The sequence below is a fragment of the Bifidobacteriaceae bacterium genome (assembly GCA_031281585.1).
Lineage (GTDB): Bacteria > Actinomycetota > Actinomycetes > Actinomycetales > WQXJ01 > JAIRTF01.
In genome coordinates, this window is the sequence record JAITFE010000021.1 from 1 (window position 1) to 23139 (window position 23139).

The 23139-nt window shown below is 68.0% G+C and carries 18 protein-coding genes and 1 pseudogene; 8 read left to right on the forward strand and 11 right to left on the reverse strand.

Annotated features, from left to right (window positions below):
* The 4 genes and pseudogenes from LBC97_01725 to LBC97_01740 all read right to left on the reverse strand — a co-directional run.
* Positions 1–655 (reverse strand): hypothetical protein (locus LBC97_01725; protein MDR2564780.1); only part of this gene is annotated, 655 nt, incomplete at its 3' end.
* Positions 616–1905 carry an ATP-binding protein gene (locus tag LBC97_01730; GenBank protein MDR2564781.1) on the reverse strand — a complete coding sequence of 430 codons (1290 nt, stop codon included), beginning with the start codon at positions 1903–1905 and terminating at the stop codon, positions 616–618. The genes LBC97_01730 and LBC97_01725, both read right to left, overlap by 40 nt.
* 224 nt (positions 1906–2129) lie before the next feature.
* Complete coding sequence (locus tag LBC97_01735; protein ID MDR2564782.1) at positions 2130–2969, reverse strand: HAD-IB family hydrolase; 840 nt, start codon at positions 2967–2969, stop codon at positions 2130–2132.
* Positions 2970–3595: 626 nt separating this feature from the next.
* Positions 3596–3871: pseudogene (locus tag LBC97_01740) on the reverse strand (hypothetical protein).
* A gap of 304 nt (positions 3872–4175) precedes the next feature.
* Here LBC97_01740 and LBC97_01745 point away from each other — a divergent pair.
* From LBC97_01745 to LBC97_01765, 5 genes are all read left to right on the forward strand, one after another.
* Positions 4176–5177 (forward strand): TadA family conjugal transfer-associated ATPase, encoded by a 1002-nt coding sequence (locus LBC97_01745; protein ID MDR2564783.1) that lies wholly within the window; start codon positions 4176–4178, stop codon positions 5175–5177.
* Positions 5174–6154, forward strand: a complete 981-nt coding sequence (locus LBC97_01750) for a type II secretion system F family protein (GenBank protein ID MDR2564784.1) — start codon at positions 5174–5176, stop codon at positions 6152–6154. The genes LBC97_01745 and LBC97_01750 overlap by 4 nt, the downstream gene beginning before the upstream one ends.
* Before the next feature lie 109 nt (positions 6155–6263).
* Positions 6264–6488: a DUF4244 domain-containing protein gene (locus tag LBC97_01755; protein ID MDR2564785.1), complete on the forward strand. Its 225-nt coding sequence runs from the start codon at positions 6264–6266 to the stop codon at positions 6486–6488.
* Positions 6488–6841, forward strand: coding sequence for a hypothetical protein (locus LBC97_01760; protein ID MDR2564786.1), 354 nt, complete (start codon positions 6488–6490; stop codon positions 6839–6841). The genes LBC97_01755 and LBC97_01760 overlap by 1 nt, the downstream gene beginning before the upstream one ends.
* 122 nt (positions 6842–6963) lie before the next feature.
* Positions 6964–7380, forward strand: a complete 417-nt coding sequence (locus LBC97_01765; GenBank protein MDR2564787.1) for a hypothetical protein — start codon at positions 6964–6966, stop codon at positions 7378–7380.
* A 158-nt stretch (positions 7381–7538) separates the two neighbouring features.
* On the opposite strand, the gene LBC97_01770 is transcribed toward LBC97_01765, so the two are convergent.
* The 6 genes from LBC97_01770 to LBC97_01795 all read right to left on the reverse strand — a co-directional run bounded on the left by LBC97_01770 (position 7539) and on the right by LBC97_01795 (position 16712).
* Entirely contained in the window at positions 7539–8171 is a 633-nt protein-coding gene (locus tag LBC97_01770) for a hypothetical protein (GenBank protein ID MDR2564788.1), read from the reverse strand.
* A 209-nt stretch (positions 8172–8380) separates the two neighbouring features.
* Positions 8381–9166: a transposase family protein gene (locus LBC97_01775; protein ID MDR2564789.1), complete on the reverse strand. Its 786-nt coding sequence runs from the start codon at positions 9164–9166 to the stop codon at positions 8381–8383.
* A gap of 318 nt (positions 9167–9484) precedes the next feature.
* Entirely contained in the window at positions 9485–10444 is a 960-nt protein-coding gene (locus LBC97_01780; GenBank protein MDR2564790.1) for a hypothetical protein, read from the reverse strand.
* A gap of 270 nt (positions 10445–10714) precedes the next feature.
* On the reverse strand, positions 10715–11179 hold the full coding sequence (locus tag LBC97_01785) for a peptidoglycan-binding protein (protein MDR2564791.1): 465 nt from the start codon (positions 11177–11179) through the stop codon (positions 10715–10717).
* An 814-nt stretch (positions 11180–11993) separates the two neighbouring features.
* Entirely contained in the window at positions 11994–14498 is a 2505-nt protein-coding gene (locus LBC97_01790) for a DEAD/DEAH box helicase (GenBank protein MDR2564792.1), read from the reverse strand.
* A gap of 90 nt (positions 14499–14588) precedes the next feature.
* On the reverse strand, positions 14589–16712 hold the full coding sequence (locus LBC97_01795; protein MDR2564793.1) for a hypothetical protein: 2124 nt from the start codon (positions 16710–16712) through the stop codon (positions 14589–14591).
* A gap of 353 nt (positions 16713–17065) precedes the next feature.
* On the opposite strand from LBC97_01795, the gene LBC97_01800 reads away from it, so the two are divergent.
* The 3 genes from LBC97_01800 (at position 17066) to LBC97_01810 (ending at position 21355) form a co-directional block, all read left to right on the forward strand.
* Positions 17066–17803 (forward strand): SDR family NAD(P)-dependent oxidoreductase, encoded by a 738-nt coding sequence (locus LBC97_01800; GenBank protein MDR2564794.1) that lies wholly within the window; start codon positions 17066–17068, stop codon positions 17801–17803.
* Positions 17804–17885: 82 nt separating this feature from the next.
* A complete protein-coding gene (gene topA / locus LBC97_01805; protein ID MDR2564795.1) occupies positions 17886–20816 on the forward strand; it encodes a type I DNA topoisomerase in 2931 nt (976 codons plus the stop codon).
* An 83-nt stretch (positions 20817–20899) separates the two neighbouring features.
* On the forward strand, positions 20900–21355 hold the full coding sequence (locus LBC97_01810; protein MDR2564796.1) for a tRNA (cytidine(34)-2'-O)-methyltransferase: 456 nt from the start codon (positions 20900–20902) through the stop codon (positions 21353–21355).
* 214 nt (positions 21356–21569) lie between these two features.
* Here LBC97_01810 and LBC97_01815 read toward each other — a convergent pair whose 3' ends face one another.
* Entirely contained in the window at positions 21570–23114 is a 1545-nt protein-coding gene (locus LBC97_01815; protein MDR2564797.1) for a putative DNA binding domain-containing protein, read from the reverse strand.
* Positions 23115–23139: the final 25 nt, after the last annotated feature.

The following is a 23139-nucleotide window of genomic DNA, read 5'->3' on the forward strand; positions in this document are numbered from 1 at the left end:
CGAGACGGGCGGCCGAAAGGCGGTCGCCCTGGACGGGAAGACCGTCCAGGGCGCGAGGGGCGGCGCCGGCGGCGCAAGCCCCGCCCGCCGCCGTCGCCGAGCGGGTCCGGGGCCACCGGATCGGCAACCCACTGCTCGCCAACCAAACACGACCTTGCCCAGACCTTGCGGGCGGCACGCCCTTGAGCCGGAACGCGGTTGGCTCTGTGGCACGATGCGCCAAAACGAAAGCCAGCCCCGCCACCACGGTGGCCGTCTCGATCGCCGTGCCGCGCAGCCCGGCGATCGGCTTTTGGGCGAAGCCGACCCAATGCGGCGAGTTCTCACGCAGCGCGGCGCGCTCGCGCGGAACGCGCAGTTGGTGGCGGTCCTTAGTGATGATGGCGTCGAACTCGCCCGATCGGGCCGCTTCGAACAAGGCGACATCCTCCTGCCCGCCAAGGCCCTGCCCGCGAACCGTCTCGAAAAGGTGATCCGGGTAGACCGCCCGCAACGCGTGCATCACCTGCTCGTTGACGTTCTCGTCGATCAGGAAGCTCGCGCAGCGACCGCCCGTACCTCCTGGTCGAATGACAAGGCGTCTGCGGCGGCCTCCGGGGTGGCACCAGGCCGTGCTTAGCCGGCGGCGCTGGACACGGCGGGATCCGCCTCCCAAACGGCGCTGATCGGGACGGCCCGGTTCTTGGGGCCGAACGCGAGCGTGGTCTGGCCGGTGTAGAGGACAAGGCCGGCCAGCAGGTCGTCGCCCACGCGGGCGGAGAGATGGTTGATGCCGGCGAAGTCGTCCGGGCGTACCGTTGTAGACGCCTTCACGTCTATGGCTACTACCTCGCTGCGGCGATTCTCCAGCAGGATGTCGACTTCGGTCTTGTCTTTGGTTCGGTAGTGAAACAACTCGGCTTGGGTCTTGGACCAGGTCAACTGGCGCGCGATCTCCATGGCGACAAATCCCTCCATGAGTCCCCCCAGTGCGTTGCCACCGACTCGCCGCAGACTTGTCTGGTCCTGGCCCAAGATGTTGGCGGCGATTCCCGAGTCGACGAACGCCGCTTTGGGTGTCGAGATAGCGCGAGATCCAAGGTTGCGCGACCAGGCCGGGATGCGCTTGATGAGAAACACCTCCTCCATGAGGCTGAGATAACGCTGAACCGTGCTTTGGGGCAGGCCAAGCTCGCCGGCCAGGTTTCCGGGGACCAGCAACTGACCGGACCGCGCCGCCAGCAGCCGAATGAGCGCGCGCAACTCAGGGCCGCGCTCGATTGCCGATAGTTGGACGACATCCCGGTTGATCAAGTCAGCCATGTAGTTGTTAAAGAACGCCGCGCGCCTGTTTCCGGTCCGCGCCACCGCCGCCGGGAAACCGCCGCGGAGGATCCGGTCCACGTAGTCATCTCTGTTCTGATCAGACTGATGACCGAATTCCGGGCCGTCCGCGAAGACCGCGTCCACAAATCCATCGGCTCGGCCATCGATCTCGCCTTGCGACAAGGGCCACAACTCGATGGTCTCCATCCTGCCGGGAAGGGAATCCGGCAGTTTGCGCAAGCCAAGAACACGGGCCGAACCCGTCAACAGAAACCGGCCCGGCCGCGGGTCGGCGTCCACCGTCTCCTTGATCGCTAGAAGCAGCTCCGGATCCCGTTGGATTTCGTCGATCACCACTAGTCCGTCTCCCCGGACAAACCCGGTCGGATCGAAGGCCGCCGCTTGCCGATTGGACGCGTTGTCCAGGCTGCGCCAACTTGCCTTTAGATTGCGGCCAATCTGGGAAACCAAAGTCGACTTGCCGCATTGGCGGGCGCCGTTGACCAAGACAACTCGCGTGTCGCCCAGCGCCTCGACCACGCCAGGGCCCGCGTGGCGGGGCAAGAGGCGGCCCAAAGGAGACTGCAGCGCATGGCTCATGGTCCCCATTCTGCCACGTCCCGTGCAAGTTTGGTCGCCGGGTCTGCGCAAGTTTGGCCGCCGGGTCTGTGCAAGTTTAGTCGCTGAGTGCGTGCAAGTTTGGTCGCCGCAGCCGCGTCGGCTCTGCCGCCGTCGCCGGGTGAAGGTCGCCGCCAACTGGCCGGGGAGCCCAGGTCTGGCGCAAAGGCGGAATGAGCGCCAGGCTGTGCGCGGGGCGAGGCCGTCTACCCGGCGGCATTGATCCCTGATCGGCGCGCCGAACGCCGGGCCCGGAGGCGCCGGCAGGCCCAGACCGTTGCCGCCCCCAGGGCGGCTGAGACCAGAACCGCCGCGAGGCTGGTCGCGGCAAAGCGGTGGTTTTCCGCGCGCACGGAGTTTGGGGCGGCGAAATGCACAACCTCCCAGCCGCGGGATTCGGCCACTCGCCGCAGGGCGCGCGAGGGATTGACCACGGCCGGGTGGCCCACCGCCTCAAGCATCGGCAAGTCGGTTATCGAATCGGAATAGGCGAACGACTGCGCCAGGTCGTAGCCCTCCCTCTCGGCGAGCGCGGTTATGGCTTCGACCTTGGCGGGGCCGTAGTTGAAGAAGTCGGCGCCGCCGGTGTAGCGGCCGTCTTTGACCTCCATGCGGGTGGCCAGGCAGTGGTCCGCGCCCAGCATGGCGCCGATAGGCTCGACCAATTCGCGGCTCGAGGCTGAGACGATCACCACGTCCCGGCCGGCGTCGCGATGCGACTGGATCAGTTCCGCCGCCTCGCTGAAGACCTGCGGGCCCACTATGGCGGCCAATCGCTCGCGCGCCAGGCGGGCCAGACGGCTGGCGTCCCAGCCCGCGATCACCCCGCCCAGCAGGTGTCGCAGCCGCTCCGATTGCGATTGACCCGCCGCGCCGAGTTGATAGGTGGCCTGGGCGTAGGCGGAGCGGAGCACGGTCCGCCGCCGGAGCATGCCCTCGGCGATCAGGGTCGAGGTCAGGGCGAGAGTCGAACTGCGGGCGATGATCGTCTTGTCCAGATCGAAAAAGGCGGCGGGCTTCTTCGGCGTGGCGGGCTGGTCGGTCATTCCAAGGATTTTGGCAGATGTGAAGAGCCGATGTCATCCACAGGAACGGCGGCGGTTGGTGGCTTCCGTCGCCCGGATGCCCCATTCTTTGGCTGTGCCGATCCCCCAAGTGGCCCTCATGACCGAAGACTCCGGCCTGGTTGAAGCTGCCACACGGGCCATCTGGGAAGCGGGCGCGGCGGTTCAGCAACTGACCGCCCCGGAGCAACTCGCGTTGTTGCCAGCCCCGCCGCGGGTTCTGGTTTGCGGCCATGACGTGGACCCGGCGGCCGCGAACGCCGCGGCGCGCCTCAGGCCGGAATGCCGCGTGGTGCTGGCGGCGCTGGGCGACCACTCACGGGCGGCGGGCGAATGCCTGGTCCTGCCCCAGTCGGCCCGCCAACTCACCCACCTGGTCGAAGACTGCTGCCGCCCTTCCGGCGCCGCCCGGCGGGTCGGGGTGATAGGCGCCCACGGCGGGGCGGGCGCCAGTTGTCTGGCGGTGGCTTTGGCGCTGGCCCTCGCCGCGCGGTCGGGCCGCCGGACAAGCGTGCGCCTGGCCAGTCTGAACCGGGCTGGCGCGCCGATTGGCCCCCTCCTGGCCGTGGAAGGCGCCCGGAGTTGGGCCGAGTCCTTCGAACCTCCGCCGGGCGCGGGCGCGGCCGTCCCGCACATGGTCCAGGGGGTGGAGTTGCTGGAGGCCGAAGCGCCGCCGGAAGACGTGCCCGCCTGGCGTGTCCGCCAAGCGCTGGAGGTGTGGGAAGAGCGGGCGCCGGGCGGATACACCGTGTTGGACGCCGGGTTGGGAGCGCCCGGAGGGGCTTGGCGTGCCGCCAGTTGGGCGGACCGCCGGGTGGTCGTGGCGCGGGCCGACCCGGCCGGAGCGGCGGCGTTGGCCGCGGTGGCCGCAGACTTGGCGGAGCTGGGACTGGACTTCTGCGTCGCCGTGCGGGAGCTCCGGGGCGGACTGGGGGCTGGGGAGGTGGCGGACGGCATCGGCGGCCGTGTCTTCACCATTGGCGACGAGAGGGCGTTCACCGCGAGTCTGGTCCACGGCGTCACCCCGGGCGACCGGGCGAAAGGCAGGCTGGCGCGGGCCGCCAACGACTTGGCCGGATGGGTTGGCGGCGGAGAGGCGGCCACGGACCCGGCGCCGCCCGCGCGGCGCGCCCGCCGGACCAGAAGGCGCTCGCTGCCCGCCTTCGAGCCTGCGGCTTTCGCGGAGGAATGGTGAGGGACCTGGCCGCGCCGGCCGCTCTGACCGCCTTGCTGTCCGACCCGGGAGTGACGGACGTCCTGGTCAACGGGCCGCAATCGGTTTGGGTGGACGGAGTGGGGGGCCTGCGGCGCGCGGCCGTCCATCTGGGTGACCAGGCGGCGGTCAGGTCGTTGGCCGTGCGGCTCGCGGCCCAAGGCGGCCGGCGCTTGGACGATGCCGCCCCGATGGTCGACGTCCACCTCCCAGGCGGTGTGCGGATGCACGCCGTGGTGCCGCCGGTCGCGCCGGGTGGTCCGCTGATATCCTTCCGGGTCTTCCGCCGCCAGGCCTTGACTTTGGAAGATCTGGCGGCCCAGGGCACCTTTTGCGCGGATGGCGCGGCGGCCCTGCGCGCGTTGGTGGATGGGCACGTCAATTTGATGGTTTCGGGCGCGACGGGGGCCGGCAAGACCACTTTGCTGGCCGCGTTGGTGTCTTTGGCGTCCCCCGCCGAGCGGATCGTGGTGATCGAGGAGGCGCAGGAAATCATCACCGGCCATCCGCATTGCGTGCGTTTGGAGGCCCGGAACGCCAACGCCGAGGGGACCGGGCTGGTTTCCCTGACCGACCTGGTCCGCGAGTCGCTGCGGATGCGGCCGGACCGGATTGTGCTTGGCGAATGCCGAGGACCGGAGGTGCGGGAGGTTTTGACGGCGCTCAACACCGGCCACGACGGTTCGGCCGCGACCATCCACGCCAACTCCTGCCGGGACGTGCCCGCCCGCCTGGTCGCGCTCGGGTCGCTGGCGGGGTTGGACGGGCGCACCGTGGCGGTTCAGGCCGCCGCCGCGCTCGGTGCGGTGGTGCACTTGGCGCGACGTCCCGACGGCCGCCGGGTGGTGGCCGAGTTGGCGGCGTTTGAGCTGGTGGAGGGTGAATTGGTGGCCCGCACCGCCCTGCTCTTCGGGCCTTCGGGTCTTTCGCGGGGGCCGGGTTGGGCGGCGCTGGAACGGCGCCTGGCGCGCTCATGAGAGGTTCGGAGTCGCCAAGCGGCGGAGTCCGGTCCGGGGCTGGCGCCGAATTGACGCTGGAGTGGTTGGCGGAGGCGGTCGAGCAGGTCGCCGCTTTGGCGAAGGCCGGGGTGGCGGGGTCCCGGCTGTGGGAGCCGCTGCTCGGCCCAGCCGCCGATGCCGACCAGTTGGCCGCGTGGGCCAAGCGGCTTGAGCGGACCCCCGTTGGGCAGTTCGCGGCGGCCATCGCCGCGGTGCACCGGGTGGCGACCAGGGCTGGGGCCTCCACAGCGGTGCTCCTCGGGTCGGTGGCTGAGGCGCTGGCCGACGCGCAAGAGACCGCCGATGCCCTGGCCGCCGCGATGGCCGGGCCCAAGTCGAGCGCGCGTCTGCTGCAGTTCTTGCCGTTGCTCGGATTGGTGCTGGGGACGGCGATGGGCGCGTCTCCAGTGCCGGTGCTGATTGGCGGCGGCGCGGGCACCGTGGCTTTGGTGGTCGGCCTGGGGTTGCTGGCGCTTGGCAGGGTGTGGTCGGGCGTTTTGGTCCGGTCGGCCTCGCGTCCGGCCAGCACCGATCCGCTGGTGGCAGCCATCCTGGGGGCGGCGCTGCGGGCCGGGCTGGTGCTTCCCGCCGCTCTGGTCGAGGTGGGCGGGGCTTGGCCGGGACGAGTGGGGTCCGCTTTGGCTGAAGCTGGGCGTGGGCTGGCGGCGGGGCGCAGTTGGGATGCGGCCTGGGGGTCGGCCGGGGACGGCTTCGCGGATGTGTTGTGCCGGGTCTTGCGGCCGGTTTGGGAATCCGGCGCGGAGGCGGGTCCGCTGCTGGCGGGCGCGGCCGCCAGGGCGGTGCGGGCGGAACGGCGTCGACTCGCCCAAGGCGCCGCGCGTCTTGGGGTTCACTTGATGGCGCCGCTCGGACTCTGCTACCTGCCCGCTTTCATCGCGCTGGGCCTGGTGCCGGTGGTCTTGTCCTTCGCCGGGGCGTTGCTGCCGGGTCTGTGACGGCGCTGCGGGCCGGTTGTCCACAAGGCTTTTGTTTCTGGGCCGGAGCCCGTGGGTTGGTGATGTTGGCTGGGTAGATCACTGGACCAAGCCGGAAAGGCGACCGCACATGAAAGCTATTGCTCGGATTCTGAGCTGTTGGCAGCCATTGGATGAGGATCGACTGACCGCCGCTGGGTTGTTGGGAGAGGACCCGGAGGCTGGGGGCATAACGGCTGAATACGCCATCGCGATCCTGACCGCCGCAGGCTTCGCCGGCCTGCTCTTGGCCATCCTCCAATCGGACACCGTGCGCGGCTGGCTGTTGGCCATTGTCGAACGGGCTCTTGGCTAGTGGCCGGTCGTTCCGACCGGGGGAGCATCACCGCCGAACTGGCATTGACGCTGCCCGCCGTGGTTGGGCTCATGGCTATAGTGCTGGTGATCGGCTCGGCGGCGGTGAGCCAGCTGGCGGTGGCCGGAGGAGCGCGGGCTGGCGCTCGCGCTGCTGCGCTGGGCCAAAACGACACCGAAATCCAGGCAGCGGCTCAAGCAGTCGCGGGCGGCGGGGTGACGGTGCAGGTCAGCCGCGGCGACGGTCTGGTCCGGGTGACTTGCGCCCGCGCGGTACCCGTGCCGCCCTTCGGCCATCGTTTGGCCCACGCGGAGGCGGTAGCGGCCTGCGAACCCGCGCGCGGCTGCGGCTGAACGCGCAGGCGGCGGGTGCGTAACCGGGGCGCGGCAGAAGTGCGGACGCGGGTGCTGCGGCGCGCGGCTGAGGTTCAGCACGCGGGCTGCGGTCGAGCAGCTGGGGCGCAGGAGGAATGCTGATGCGGGCGAACCTGCAACGGCCGCAGTCGGGCAGGAGCCGAGGCGCGGTCCTTGGTGACGATTGCGCGCAACGTGACCGAGGTTCCGGCACCGTGTTGGCGGTTGGCCTGGTCGGGGCTTTGGCTGCCGCCGCACTGGCCCTGGCCACAGTCGCGGGCGCGCTGATAGCGCGCGAGCGGGCCGTGACTGCTGCGGACCTAGCCGCTCTGGGGGGCGCCCAGGCCCTGATCGACGGCCAAGATCTAGCTGCGGCCTGCCAGGCCAGCGGGCAAGTCGCCCAATTGATGGGCGCCGACCAAACTGAATGCGTGCGGGCACCACCCGATCGCCTGACCGTGACCTGTCGCCTCACAGTCCAGTTGCCGCCGTTCGGCACCCGGAGCGCGGTTGCGTCAGCGCAGGCTGGGCCGCCGTAGCAGACCTTCGCATCGGGCCGAATGACGGCAGGGGCCGTCAACCGTGCGCGCTTCCCTGCCGGAGCCCCTCATGGGAACGGATGAGTTCAGGGTGGGATCGGCGGCGTCCGTGAAATCAACTGCGACAGCATGTCCATGACGGCCTGGCCACCGGCCGCTTACTCGCTCCCGAAAGTGCGAGTTTGGTATTGCTGCCCAGCCACCAGCAGCAAGGGCAAATGTGGCTCCGCGTTGCCGCTCGACATGACAAGAGCTCCCGCGATGTCGCTCGTGCTTTGGGAACCAATTCTCTCGCCGGCGAACTCAGTCAGCACAGTGGCTGCCTCAAACTTGTTGTAGCCATGCTCCTGCAGCTTGCCCAGCAGCATGAGCCAGGCCCCGACGAACTCCTCTTCTGACGTGAGTCCCTTGATGAAGGCGATCAGTTCGTCCATGGACATCGAGCCGACCAGGCCCTTTAGCTCATCCGCTGACCTTGTTGGTCCGCCTGCCGACCTGGCCGGGGCGGGTTGTTGATCGCGGATCCCGGTCTGTTCGGTTTCGGTGGCGGAGATGACATCGCCTTGGGCGACCTCGCTCGCCCTTACCCCGCGAAGCAGCAGAGCCACCCGATCGCCGACGGCGCCTTGTTCTCGGTGGCTTGGCGTCTCCACGTGGTCTCTGATCTCCATTATTACCGTCGCGATCGGTTCGCTGCCGCGTTTGAGGATGAATGCGCTGTCGCCGCTCGCTATGCTCGCGCCTTTGACGACTCCTATGGCGTACGCTCCACGCCCAAGTTTGTCAACCACGTGATCGACCACCACGCTGAAGTCGCGCCTCGCTTCTGCGTCCGGGGCAGGAGCGCCGGTCGGTGGCGGGACCGGTTCCACAGTTCCGCTGGTAGCTCGCGGATCGGATGGGGACGCAGGGGGCTGCGACGGCTTCGAGCCGAACAAACCCTTCCCTCTTGAAAACAACGCAATGGTTCTCGGAACCCTATTAGCAACCTCCATTTTGTTTACCATCCGATCCGGTAGAGTTCGAGTTTCGCGACGAGTGCGATGATGAATGGGAGTTTCTTGAGTTGCCGGAGGTATCCGTGGGTAAGTATCCGCCAGTTCTTCAGGTGGGATATGTAGCGTTCGACGACGCATCTGAAATGGGACACTTGTTTGTTGAACGCTTTGTCGGATTCGTGGAGCTGCCGGCCAGGTTTCCTTTTGACTGGGGTGATCGCGTTGGTGGCGCTGTAGGCCGGGTCGGCCAGCCAGTTCGCGTCCTCCAGGGTCGCCCGCCAGCCGGTCAGCTCGATCGCGGCGGCGTCGTGGCGGGCGCCGGGGACCGGATCCGACACGGCGATCAGGCCGCCTTCGAGGTCGCACGCGACCTGGACGGACAGGCACTGGCAGTGGCGTTTGCCGGAGTAGTTCGACCGGCCCGCAGCCTTCCGGTTCCTGGTCGGCACGTACGTGCCGTCGACGACGAGGGGCCTGGTGGCGGCAGCCTCGCCGAGCGGGATCCCGGTGCACGACAACGCCAGGTCGATGATCGGCTCGAGCCTGGACTTGATCTGGGAGACCGACGGCTGGGACACGCCGAAGAAGCCGGCGGCCAGCCCCTGGGTGGTGTTGGCGCGCAGCAGCGTCAGGGTGAGCCGCAACTGGCCGCGCAGGTCCAGCGACCAGGGCCGTCCGGTGCGGGGCGGGGCCGTCGGCAATCCCTTTTGCTCCATGATCTCGGGGACCCCCTCCAGCAATTCCTCGAATTCGTCTTCCGTAAGCCCTGTCGTGTATTGTGGGTCCATCGGCCCGCTCCTTTCGGACAATTGGTGTTTTTGACAATCCAATTATCCGGGGAACGGGCCGTCTATTGGCGGATATCAGGTGCCGTGTCGGCTATTGCCTAAGGTTTATCCAGAAATTCATTGAACACCACGTGATATCGACTTTCCAATAACGTTCTCACTCCTCAGGTGTTCGTATGAGCTGCAATTAAGATCAAGCTCGACCGTTTTGATCGTACCGGTCGAGTAGCGCGAAATTGTCTGCGCGATGCAGACAATTGGGGTGTCCGAAGGCCAGCCTCGCCGGGCTCCGAACGCCGCCGGGCCTCCGGTTTGCAGCTATTCGCTCGTCGCTTGCTGGTACGCAGCCACCATCTGGTCGAGTTCGGTCTTGTGCTGGTTGACGAACTCCTGCTCCAGCTTGCGCTGGATCTCCACCAGACGATTGTCGTAATCCATCGAAGCGCGGCAGTCGAAGTCTGCCAAGGCAATGTCGATTTCGGGTTGGGAACCGAGCAGGGTGCGCTCTTCCGGGGGAGTGAACTCGTCGCCTTGATAATTGAGCCAAGACTTCCCCAGGGAACCGTCCGGCAGCGTCCGCAACGCCAGCACCAAGGCATAGTGGGGGTTCGGCCCGGATGGCAGCATAGGCATGTCAACGTTCAGGTCAAGGCCGGAGGAAGCCATGCAAGCGGACCATTCCCGGTCTAACGCGACCCCGTCTCGAGAGTCCATTACACCGTAGAGGACGAGGTCCGCCATGGCTTGCTGAAGCGCCCCGAAGTCCTCCTGGAACTGGGCCACCGCCTGAGCGCGCGAATTGGGGGATGGCTCAGGATGCGCGGCTGCGGCGCGGGAGGCGCACCCGTTTTCGGTTTCCGGATTGTCGGGCGACTCTGCACCGTACAAGGCCATGTTGTAGGCGGCTTGCCCCGATGCGGTCAGCCCATCAAAATAGCTGCGGTTGGCTGCGACTTGGTCCGGCTGCGGCACGTCCGCCGGGGCGGAGCGCCCGTAGCCGGACTCGGTTGCGGGCGCCCGCGATGCGGGAAGCACGGGCACGGAGGCAAACGCCGGGCCGTTGATGCTCACTGAATAAACGGTCGCGTCGACATCTTCCTCAGGCCAGTACTCAAAGCCGCTCCGCGCCATGCAGGCTGCCGTCTCCAAGGAGATCGCGTCGTAGCGGGCCTTGTTCAGCGCCCGCTGGTCCTCGCCGACGTCTGGGACGTCAGAGTAAGGCCGGTAGGGGTCCAACGGCATGGGACCGGCAATCAGCAGCTTCGACGTCTGCGCCAAAGAATCGTCGAAATCGGTAAACGCTGCGCTATCAGGTGGTGAACTCGCGGCTGCGGAACCAGTGACGGGACTTGCGTCGGATTCGGAGTCGCTGCAAGCAGCAGCAAACAAGAGCAGAACAATCGCAGCGAAACACGACCGGCCTGCGGAAGACCCAATCAGTAGGAATCTTCGCAGGCCGGTCGGCTTCCGCGTGCCGGAGGGAGCACTCAAGGGAAACTCGCCCCCGCCAGTCAAATTGATCATCTCAAAAGACAACCAGGTCGCAACTCAGGCTTTCACCGGGTCCGTCTTGCAGGAAGTGTAGAACTTGAAGCCCTTATTGTGTGTCTCTGGGCCGTACCAGCCGTCTTGACCGGCGCCGATGTCGGCTTGGACCTTCTTGACGCCTGCACGGGTGTCGTTGCCGTAAATGCCGTCCACGCCGGCTGGCCCGATGGACTTATGGTGGCAGTACAGTGTCCCGTTTTGCACAGCTTTGACGTGTGACCCTTGCGCGTTCAGGCCGATCTGACAGTACTGCGACGCCTTTGAGTTGACGATGCTCACAGGGACGACGATTTTGTAGGACGAGCTGTAGGCGTACGAGACCGTGCCATTGCAATATGGAATTGCGGCGGTTTGAGCCGCCTGGGCGGTCGTGGTGTTAGGGCCGATCGCCCCACCGGTGAGGACGACAGCACTGAGTGCCAGCGTCGAGATGAGCAGCGATAGGAGTTTCTTGGTTCTTGTCATCGGGGGATGACTCCTTTCGAATGGGCGACAGCCCCAAGCGGCGAAATAGCGGTACCGCGAGTGACTCTCCCAGGGCCTGGTCGCCGCGGTTGAAAGGAAGATAGCACGGCAAGCCGGAAACCGACAAGTCCGCAGTCCGCGCTGAATTTGGTGCTGATAACATACCGCGCACAGCACAGTTCTGGGATGACTCTGGAAGAGCCCTCGACAGACGTTCAAAGCCGAAAGCGTGCCTGCCTGGCCGCCCTTTTTTGGTGGGCCGAACGGCAGCGGGTGGCGCACGCCGAGTCGTGGCGTCTGACCATCGCGATTTGCGTCGGCACGACTCCGCGTGGTGTCGGGCCGGTCACGGGTGTCGGTCGCAGTCGGCAGCGCGCCGGTGAACCATCGCTGGACGGAAGCCTCGGCTCGGGCTCCACCCCTCGATGGCTCAATGGAACAGGATCCGTCCGAGGGGCGTCGGGTGGTGGATCCTGTGCAGTCAACCATGCGGAGTGGTGTCTGCTGTGCCGTCCGGGCCCCTCAACCCCGCCGAGTGGCGTCCTTTGTCCGTTTCACGCCCAGCGCCGGGCCTGTGACCAGCGCAAACGGGAATCGTCCCGGACAGAATCCGCCCCTCGGCGCGAGACTTGTACAGGATCCGCCGCTGGACGCAAGCCGCGGACGGGATCCGCCGTTGGGCGTTCAGCAGCGGATCCTGTGCCGTCAACCACGCGCGAGTTCCTTGGGCCGAGTCGCCAGCAGGGCAACCCATGCCCCCTGTCCAGCATGTGAAATCAGACACTTTGGGGCCAGGCCCCAAAGTGGCCGAATCTCACAGGGTGGACCCGTGGTCCTTGGACAGAGTCGCCACCAGGGCCAGGGCTCCCGCTTTTGACAGTGTCTGATTGCCGTTGCCGCACTTGGGGGACTGGACGCAGGAAGGGCAGCCGTCCTCGCACGGGCATTCGGCCAGCAGCGAGCGGACGGCTGCCAGCAAGGCGGCGCGGCGGCGGTAGGCCCGTTCGGCGAAGCCGGCCCCGCCGGGCACCGAGTCGTGGATGAAGATGGTGGCCTCGCCGGTGTCCTCATGGGCTGCACTTGACAGCCCGCCCAGGTCCCAGCGGTCGCAGGTGGCGAGCAGCGGCAGGAGGCCAATGCTGGCGTGTTCGGCCGCATGGAGCGCGCCGGGCACCTCGGCGGCGTCCAGACCAGCCTCGGCCAAAGTACGAGGCGGGATGACAATCCAGGTCGCGGCCGTCCGGAGGACCGATTCGGGCATGTCGAGCCGAACGCTGTCGATCCGCTCCAGCCCCGGCGTGCGCAGGCGCATGAATCCGGTCACGCGACCGGTCACGTCGACCAGCCCGAAATGCCATTCCGCCCGCTTGTCGGCCACATGGTCGCGGTCCTCGACCACCGCGACGCTCGATTGGTGCAGCGGCATGGTCCGGTAGCGCGGCTGCGTCTGCCTGACCAGCGCCGCCCCGCCATCCAGGTCGAGTTCCTCCACCAGGAATGAGTCGCCTTGGTGCAGGTAGACCGCGCCGGGATGGACGGCGGCCGGCGCGCTGGCCGCGTCGACGGTGCCCAGCACCCGCCCGGTGGCCGCCTCGACCACCTGCACCACCCCGCCGCCGGACTGGCGCAGGTCCGTCAAGTCCGTCGCCCGTTCAGGCAGCACCCAGAACCAGCGCCGCCCCCTCAGGCGCAAGGCGCCGGTGGCGGCCAACGCCTCCATGACAGCGGGCGCCGCGGGGTCCAAGGTCGGCAATTCAGCCACGTCAAGGGGCCACTCCGCCGCCGCCGCAGCTAAGTGCGGCGCCGCCACGTAAGGATTTGACGGGTCGAAGACGGTGGCCTCCAGCGGCGCCCCGACCAGCGCCTGCGGGTGGGTCACCAAGTAGGAGTCCAGCGGGTCCGTGCCCGCCACCCAGACCGCCAAGCCGTCGCCGCCGGCGCGACCAGCCCGCCCCGCCTGCTGTTTCAGCGCGATCCGCGTGCCCGGCCAACCCGCCGTCACCACCGCGTCCAGCCCGGCTATGTCGATCCCCAATTCCAGCGCCGTCGTGGAGACCAAGCCCAGCAGCGCTCCGCTGCGCAGCCGCCGCTCCAAGTCTCGCCGCTCTTCAGGCAAGTATCCGCCACGGTAGGTTGCGACCCGCGCGGCGAGCGGCTCGCCCAGGAATTGGCGGGCCATGTTCGCCACTGACTCCGCCGAGTAGCGCGACCGGACGAACACCAGCGTCCGAGCCCCGGTCTCGACCAAGTTGGCCAGCAGCCCGGCCGCCTCGGTGGGCGCGGACCGGCGAAAGGCCGCCGTTGGCGCCTCGCCGTCACCCGAACCGCCGCCGATGCCGTCGCCGCCTTCCCCAGCCCCGCCCGCGGCACCGCGCGGGCTCGGTTCACCGCCACCCGGACCGTCGCCAGCCGAACTGCGGCCGAAACTGTCGGGTTGGGGTAAGGGCGAGTTGACGGCATCGGGCGAAGTGAGGGCGTCTTCGGACCCGTCGGCGTAACCGGGCGGGCGCCACAGCACAAAGGTGCGCTCGCCGCGGGCGGCCGTGTCCTCGGTGACGGCGACAATGCTGGCCGGGTCCTCGCCGATCAGGCGGCCAAACGTCACCTCCGGATCGCTGACGGTGGCGGAGGCCGCCAGGAACAACGGGTCCGCGCCGTAGTGGCGGGCCAGGCGCCGAAGACGGCGCACAACCCACGCGACATGGGCGCCCATGACGCCCCGGTAGGCGTGCAACTCGTCCACAATGACGTACCGCAGCCCCCGCAAAAGGCCAGCCCAGCGGGCATGTCCCGGCAGAAGGGAGAAATGCAGGAAATCCGGGTTGGTGAGCGTCACGTCCGCCTTCGCCTGTAGGCGCCGGCGCAACTCCAAGGGCGTGTCCCCGTCGCAGGTCGCCACTTCCAATCCTTCGACTTGGGCGGCCTTCAGCAGCGCCCGCAGTGCGGCCTGCTGGTCTGCCGCTAACGCCTTGGTCGGGGCCAGGTAGACGGCCGAAGCGCGGGAGCGCACCTGCGCCACCCGGCCCAACTCGTAGGGCTGGTCAAGCGCGGTCAGGACCGGCGTCCAAAGGGCCAGCGACTTGCCGGAGCCCGTCGCGGTGGCGATCACGCAATGCCCGGTCCGGGCCGCCTCCATGGCTTTGACCTGGTGAGCCCACGGCTGCGGCACGCCCAGCACGGCGTAGCCTTCGCGCACCCATTCGGGCGTCCAGTCCGGCCAGTCGGCCCGCGCGCCCGGCCCCGGCGGGGTGACCTCCACGTGGGTGGCGCACTCGCTCCTGGTCGAGGCTTCGCCCAGGGCGCCGACCAGCCGGTTCACATCACCATGGTCCTCCCGAACGCGTGGGCGCCGCCAGTTCGTTCACTCACGGCGTCCACGCGTTCGGCGGTCGGTGCTTTGTTCCGGGCGCTACTTGAGCTCGGTGTTCAGAACCGCCGCCAGGTCGAACAGGGACGCGGTCGGCGAGATGTACCAGTCGCCGCCTGCGCCCTTGACCGCGCTGAGGGCCAGCAGGGCCTTGAGGTCAGGCAGCTTCTCGATTTGGTTCAGCGGCGTGTCCTCCAAGTCGAAGCCCAGTTCGCTTCCGCACAGGTCCTCCGCGAAGCCCCCGGCCTCATATGCGACGCAGCCGTCTTTGACGGTCATGGAGACGTCGCCCTCCGAAGTCGAGATACGAAGATCGAAGACGCCCTTCTCCGGCACCTCGATTGAGCCGTCGAAGGTCTCTTCCCCGTTCCATTCGCTTGTGGAGGTGCCGTCGATCTGCCACTCCTTGTCGCTCGCCTGGGTCAGGGTGAGCGTCAGCTTCGAGTAGTCGTCCCCGGCCACCAGGGACCAGACGTTCTCCGCGCGGGTCAGTTCCACCAACGGCGACACGATCAAGGAGTCAATGGTGATGCGGGCGTGCCCGGCGACGTCTGAGTGCTTCGTCCCGGTCAGTTTCTCGAGGGCGGACAAGCCCCCCAGGTCAAGGCCTCCCGCTTCTTCGGCGATCGCCGGCCCGTAGACGGCCAACAGTCGCGATTCGGCCACCGGGAGAGCCTTGGCGAGTTCGCGCAGATCGCCCGTGTTGCCGGCCGCGCGCAACGCGGCGGTGAGGTTCTCCAGAGCCTGCTCCGGGTTTGAGCCGCCCTTCATCTCACCGTCCGGGATTGGGTCGCCCAGGTTGGCGTTGTCCAGTCCGGCCGACTCATACGCGTATTGGGCGGCCGTCATGGAGACCGAGGTGAACCACTTGCCGTCTTCTTCGACCGTGACCAGGAACAAGTCGTCCAGTCCGGCCGCTGAGGCCAAGTCGTCAACACCCTTGGTGACCGGGAAGAAGCCTTCGATCTGCTCACGCACGTCGGATTCGGAAAGCTCCCCCACGTCCAGGTAGCTTCCGCCCGCCGACTCCGCGGCCAAGTCATACAAGTCCAAGACCGCCGTGGTCAGCTTCGCGGTGTCCGCGTCAAGGGAAATGGTGCCGCCGGTCACCGCCGTCCTATCCACGCCCTCGGCGAGGTTCGTGCTGGAGAAGGTCAGCTCCTTGAACTCGATTGTCAGCGCCGCCTTGATGTCGTTCCAAATCGCTTGCGCCTGCTTGCCCTGGTCAGTCTGGTCCACCTGCTCCTCCGCCAGTTCGGCGGCTGGTTCGAGCAGGGTCTGCTCAGACGGCGCCACGTGGGCCACGACCTTGGCGTAGTCCAGGGATGTGAGGTCTTGCAGCAACGCCTCAGCCGCGTCTTCGGGGCTGCCCGCCCCGCCGCCGCCCCGCAGGCCCAAGACCGCGTAGGCGGCGCCTCCGGCCACGACCAGGGCCACGACCACGGCCGCCGCCACCAGCGCGCCGCGCTTCTTGCGCTTCGGCGGGATCGCCTCCACTCCGCCCGGACCGCCAAAGCCCGGCTGGCCGGCCAGCGGGTAGTAGTTGCCGTCGGACGCCAGGTACGTGCCGGGCGGCTGGGCGGGAACCCCTTGCCCGATGCCGTCCGGCGCGCCCGCGTTCGCCTGCCCAGGAGCGCCCGGCTGCCCGTATGTCCCCGGTTGGCCAGACGGATCGGGTTGGCCGAATTGAGCCGGAGGCTGCCCCAGCGGTTCCGGCTGGCCGTATTGGCTGGGCGGGCCGTATGCCTCCGCCCCCTGGCTGTAAGGGCCCGGTTGCCCGAATTGTGTCTGTTGCCCCGGCGGTTCCGGCTGGCCGTATTGGCCTGGCGGCCCGTAGGCTCCCGCCCCTTGGCTGTAGGGATCCGGTTGCCCGAATTGGCCCTGCTGCCCCGCCGGTTCCGGCTGGCCGTATTGCGGGTCTGGGCCGTAAGGACCGGGTTGGGCGTATTGGTTTTGTTGACCGAATTGGTCCGGTTGGGCGGGCCCAGCGCCGTAAGCGCCGGGCGGGGGCGCCGCCGGGTCAGGCTGAGGCGCGCCGGGCGGCGACGACCACAGGCCGCCAGGTTGTCCCGCCTGGGCATTCGGCGGGGTGAAGCCCGGATTCGCCTGGGGCACGGTGCCGTCCGGCGGGGGCTGATTCCATGGTTGTGGGGGTGGCGTTGTCATGACGACCTCCTGAAGGGGTTGTTACCGCTTCAAGTTTGGCCCCTAAATCCCGTGGGCGCCAACTGCGGGACGGTAAAGACCAGCTATAGAGGCGGATTGCCCAAATTGCCGCCTTCTGAAATTGACTGTGTTTGGCGGCGGCGGCGAACGGCATCGGGCGCGGGTGGTCAAACCGACGGCGGCTGGCGCGGCGACCCGTGAGATCCGGCGGGCAATCGAGGCGTCCGGCCCCGGCCGGCGCCGAATTGCCAAAGGCGGCGGTCAGGCCGCGGCGCTCGCCTCATGCCATCCGGCCGGTACCCTCGAAAGCGTCCATAACGACGTGCGGATTGAGGGGAAAAAGGGGGCGGCGAATGAGAACGGCGGTTGTGACTGGGGCTTCCAGCGGAATTGGCGAAGCGTCGGCGAGGGCTTTGGCCGGCGACGGTTGGCGGGTGGTTTGCGGGGCCCGCCGGGTGGAACGGGTTCGCCGATTGGCGGAAGAACTGGGCAACGGCAGCGTTGGCGCGCGCCTTGACGTGACGGACCAGGCCTCGGTGGACGAATTGGCGGCGGCGGTCGACCGGTGCGATTTGCTGGTCAACAACGCCGGGGGCGCGAAAGGGGTCACCAAGATAGCCGACGCCGATCCGGCCGAATGGGAGTGGATGTTCGCCACCAACGTGCTGGGCACGGTGCGGATGACGAAGGCGTTGCTGCCAAGACTGTTGGCGGCTCCGGCGGGACTGGTGATCGACGTGGTCTCGATCGCCGGGCACTACCCGTATGTGGGAGGCGGGGGCTACAACGCCGCCAAGTTTGGCGAGCGGGCCCTGACCAGCGTTCTGCGTCAGGAGCTCGCCGACACGCCGGTGCGCGTCACCGAACTTGATCCGGGCCTGGTGGAGACGGAGTTTTCGCTGGTCAGGCTGGGGGGAGACGCGGCTGCCGCGGCGGCCGTCTACGAAGGTTTGGAGCCTTTGACGGCGGCGGACGTGGCCGAGGCGGTGCGCTGGATCGCGTCCCAGCCGGCCCACGTCAACATCGACACTTTGACCATCGCCGCGCGCGATCAAATCGGCCCGGTCAAAGTGCGCCAGCGCCAGCGGTAGGCGGGCAGACCAGGTTTTGAGGTACGGTCAAGGGCCGGAACTTGTTCGCGCGGGTCCGCGCCGTCGTTTGTGAGGAGGGATTGTGGCGGCTACCAAGAAGCTGGTGATTGTCGAGTCACCGACCAAAGCCAAGACCATCGGCCGCTACCTGGGGAAGGACTACCAGGTCGAAGCTTCGGTGGGTCACATCCGCGATTTGCCGCAGCCGTCGGAACTGCCGCCCGAACTGAAGAAGGGGCCTTACGGCCGTTTCGCGGTCAACGTCGACGAAGGTTTCGAGCCCTACTACGTGGTGGAGCCGGACAAGAAGAAACTGGTCGCGGACCTGCGCAGAGCCCTCAAAGACGCGACCGAGCTCTACCTGGCGACAGACGAGGACCGGGAGGGCGAGGCGATCGCCTGGCACCTGCTGCAAGTCCTCAGGCCCAAGGTGCCGGTAAAGCGGATGGTCTTCCACGAGATCACCAAGGAGGCGATCGACCAGGCCGTGGCCAAGCCCCGCGACGTGGATCTGAACCTGGTTGACGCCCAAGAAACCCGCCGCGTGTTGGACCGCCTTTACGGCTACGAAGTCTCGCCAGTGCTCTGGCGCAAGGTCCGGGCCGGCCTGTCCGCCGGCCGGGTGCAGTCCGTCGCCACTCGGCTGGTGGTTCAGCGCGAACGGGAGCGGATGGCTTTTCGGGCGGCCGAATACTGGGACATCGAGGCCCTCTTCAGCGCCGACGGTCAGCAGTTCAAGGCCTCCCTGGTGAGCGTGGACTCGAAGCGGGTGGCGACCGGCAAGGACTTCAACGACGCGGGCGTGTTGACCGCGTCCGGGGCGCTGCAGCTGGACGAGGCCGCGGCCCGTCGCCTGGCCGCCGAATTGGCGCCGGTTCCGTTCGAGGTCTCCGAACTGGCCGAAAAACCGTACAAGCGCCGTCCGGCCGCGCCGTTCACCACCTCGACGCTGCAGCAAGAGGCTTCCCGCAAGCTGCGCATGAACTCGCGCCAGACCATGCGTGTGGCCCAGCGGCTCTATGAGAACGGCCACATCACGTACATGCGGACCGATTCGACCCACCTGTCTGATCAAGCGGTGGCCGCCGCCCGGCGGCAGGCGGCGGAGCTCTACGGGCCGGATTCGGTGCCCGCAGCGCCGCGTCACTACGCCACCACCACCAAGAACGCGGCCGAAGCCCATGAGGCGATCCGCCCCTCCGGCGACCAGTTCGCCACGCCGTCGTCCCTGGCGGGGAAGCTGGCCGCCGACGAATTGAAGCTTTACGACCTGATTTGGAAGCGGACGGTCGCCTCCCAGATGACCGATGCCGTGGGCCAAACCGTGTCCGTGAAGCTGACCGGGCGCGGCCCGGACGCGACCGCCGTCTTCGGCGCGGCCGGCACGGTGATCACCCACCGGGGCTTCCTGGCCGCCTATGAAGAGGGCCGGGACCAGTCGCGTTACGAAGACGCCGCCCAGGCCGAGGCGCAGCTGCCGAAGCTGGCCGAGGGCGACGTGGTTGACACGGTCGCGTTGGACCCGCAGGGGCACCAGACCACGCCGCCGCCGCGCTACACCGAGGCGTCCTTGGTGGCGGCTTTGGAAAAGCGGGGCATTGGCCGGCCGTCCACTTATGCAGCGACGGTGTCCGTGATCGAGGATCGCGGATACGTCGAGCGGCGCGGCATGGCTTTGGTGCCGACCTGGCTGGCGTTCGCCGTCACCCGGCTCCTGGAGCAGAACTTCGCCGACCTGGTGGATTACGACTTCACGGCCGCCATGGAGAACGACCTGGATGAGATCGCGGCGGGCCGCGAAGACCGCGTGCGCTGGCTGGGCGAGTTCTATTTCGGCGCCGGCGGAAGGCCGGCGGGTGGGGCGGCCGGCACAGAACCCAGCGGGCCCGTGAAGTCCAAAGCGCCTGTGGCCGCCGGGCAACCGGCGGCTGCGCGGGCCGCCGCCGCGAGATCGGATGCCGCGACCTCGAGCGTCGCAGCGGACGGCGGCGGCGCTGGGGCGACCAGCCCCTCGGCTGATTCGCCAACTGGCGTGCCCCGGCACCCTTCCCTGAAAGAGGTCGGGCTGAAGCGGTTGGTCGAAGGCCAAGGCGAGATCGACGCGCGGGATATAAACACAGTGCCGCTCGGGGACGGGATAGTGCTCCGGGTGGGCCGTTACGGGCCGTATCTGGAGGTCCAAGACGGTCAGTCGAACGGCGAAGCCAAGCGGGCGCGCGTGCCGGACGACCTGGCGCCGGACGAACTCACCCTCGCCAAAGCGCACGAATTGCTTGAGGCTCCGGCGGATCAGAGCCGGGAATTGGGCCGCGATCCGGCCACCGGGCACATGGTGGTGGCGAAGAACGGCCGCTTCGGCCCCTATGTCACCGAACTAATCGAGGAGCCGTCTGGCGCAGCCGCGGCCGCCAAGCCGCGCAACGCCTCGCTTTTCAAGTCGATGAGCATTGACACCGTCACCCTTGAGGACGCCCTGCGGCTGATCGCGCTGCCGCGGGTGGTCGGCGTGAGCGTGGACGGGGCGGAGATCACCGCTCAGAACGGCCGCTACGGCCCCTACATCAAGTGCGGCGCCGATTCGCGCTCCCTGGCCAGCGAAGACGAGTTGTTCACGGTCACCGAGGAGCAAGCCCGCGCCCTGTTGGCCCAGCCGAAGCAGCGGCGGGGCGCGGCCAGTGCGGCGCCCTTGCGGGAGTTGGGCCCAGATCCAGTCTCCGGCAAACCCGTGGTGGTCAAGGACGGGCGTTACGGGCCCTACGTCACCGACGGCGAAACCAACGCCACGCTGCGCAAGGACGACGACCCGGCGGCAGTGACTTTGGAACGGGCCGCCCAGTTGCTGGCGGAGAAGCGCGAACGCGGACCGGCCAAGCGCCCCCGCCGGGCCGCGGCCAAGAAGACCACCGCGGCCCGGAGTTCCGGGGCCAAGGCCGCGACCAAGACGACCACGAAGGCCGCCCCGAAGAAGCCCGCTGCGAAGAAGCCCACCCCCGGCGCGGGCAAGGCGGGCTAGAACGCTGATCGGCGTGGCCGGCAAAGGCGTCTTCGCGGTCATGCCAACACCCTAAGGAAGGCCACTGACACTTGTTTGACCTGGTGTTCTATGCGCCGTGCATTCCGACCAACACGGGCAACGCGATCCGGCTGGCGGCCGTCACCGGCGTCCGGTTGCACTTGGTCGAGCCGTTGGGATTCGAACTGACCGACACGAAGCTGCGCCGCAGCGGCTTGGACTACCACGACCTGGCCGACCTCCAGGTCCACCCGGACTTGGAGGCGGCGTTCGCCGCCCTGGCCCCCACCGCCCGGGTTTTCGCGTTCACCACGCACGCGGCTGCGAGTTACGCCGACGTCTCATACCAAGCCGACGACGCGTTGCTGTTCGGGCCGGAGCCGGACGGCTTGCCCGGCGCGGTCAAGGCGCACCCCAGGGTCACCGCCCAGGTCCGCATCCCCATGCTGCCGGCGCGCCGGTCTCTCAACTTGGCCAACTCCGCGGCCATCGCGGTCTACGAAGCCTGGCGCCAGCACGGCTTCGCCGGCGGCCGCTGACGCGAGCGAAAGGCAACCGGAGCGTTGCCGCAAGGGCCAGCCGGACGGCATCGTGCGTCGGCGGTCGACTCGGCAGACAGCTTGACTGCACGGCGGCGCGGTGGTTCCGGCTGCGGAGGGCCTGCTTTACGCGGCGGACCGCGGCCCAACATGTGGCCGAGGTGCTGCGACCGGCACTCGCTCAATCACGGCGAAGCGGTGGCCCGTGGTCGGATCAGCCTTGTTCGGTTTCTGCTGGGTGGGCGTGGGGTCTCGGGACCGAGTGGTCCAGCCACTCTTGCCCCAGGGCAGTCAGGATGTAGCGCTGGAGGGGGCTGCGTGGCTTGCTGGGGATGGAAAGAGCCAGCAGGCCGGCCTCGACCAGCGGCAGCACGTGTCTGCGGTAGTTGTTGGTGGACTGCGAAAGGCCGATCGCGCTCAGCAGGTCGCTGCGGCTGGCGGAGCCCGCCTGCGCGGCGAGCAGCACCGCTGCGGCAGACTTAGGCACTGCGACGTCCAGCTTAGGCACATAGGCACCGGATGCGGTGCCTATGTGCCTAAGCCCGGAAGTGCCTATGTGCCTAAGCCGAGACTCGGCCTTATCGCTTGGTTCGCCTGCCGGCGCAACGCTCTGGTCCTCGATGTGGACCGTGACCCGGAGGGCGACCGCCAACTCAGCGATGTCCGGCGCGGGAAGCCCAGCCTCGGCCAACTGCCGGATGGCTTCCGGCAGGCCGGTGCCCCATCGCTCAATCAGCCCGAGTTCGCGGAAAACGCGGGCAATTACCGGGTTGCGGATCACCGAGACGCCTTGGGTCATCTCCTCCACGGTCAGGCTCGGCATCAGGCCGCCGGGGCTCTCGACCTCGATGGCGCTGTCCATGAACGCCACTTTGATCGGGGTGCCGTGAACAGAGTAGCTGGCGTGCGTCAGGGCGTTGGTGACGATCTCCCGCAGCGCCCGGGTCGGGATCGACCAACGGTCGCGGCGGTACACGTCGCCGAACTCAGCGTGCCGGAAGGCGTTCTGCTCCAGGAACCGCATCACCTTGTCAACGGCCAGTGGAAGCGGCCCGTAGATCTCCTGCTGATCCCAGATGTCCCGCTTGGTCGACCCCCGGAAGCGGGCGCACTGCACCCAGGCGAACGGGAAGAAGTGCTCCGGGTTGGGGCTCGCGACCAGGACGCCGCCGTTGGTCGGCACGAGCCGTCCCTGGTCCTCCGCTACCAATTCGAGAGTCTGGAGCGCGTGCGGGTCGAGTTCGCGGCCCAGCTTCCCTCCCAACGCATCGGTGTCGAGGTCTTCCAATGTCGCTCCAGTCGCGGGCAGTCTGTCGAACGGTATGCCCCGGGCGGAGCGGCCCAGTTCGGCAATGATGTCCGGACCCGCCTTGCGGTTGCTTGCCCCAAGGCGGATATAGGTGCCCTCATCCTTCCCGTGCTTCGTCAAATAGTGCGGGCGGCGGATGCTCAACGCGACGTCGGCCACGACCACGGTGGCGTCCGCCAGCGGCACCAACTCGATTGTGGGCATGAGTTGCGGCGACACCCAGTCCGCGATCAGGTTGGTCAGGCGCTCCCGTTCCAGCAGCGGGTCGGCCACGCCGACCACGGTCCCGTCGTCCTCGACCCCGATCACCAACCGACCGCCAGCGGAGTTGGCAAAGGCGACCACGGCGCGCATCGCCCTGTCCGGCGACGACAGGTCGCGCTTGTACTCCAGTGTCTTGCCCTCCGGCTCTACGACGCGGCTCTTGTCTTCGGAGATTAGGTAGGTCACGATGTGCCTCCTTCTTGTTGTGGGG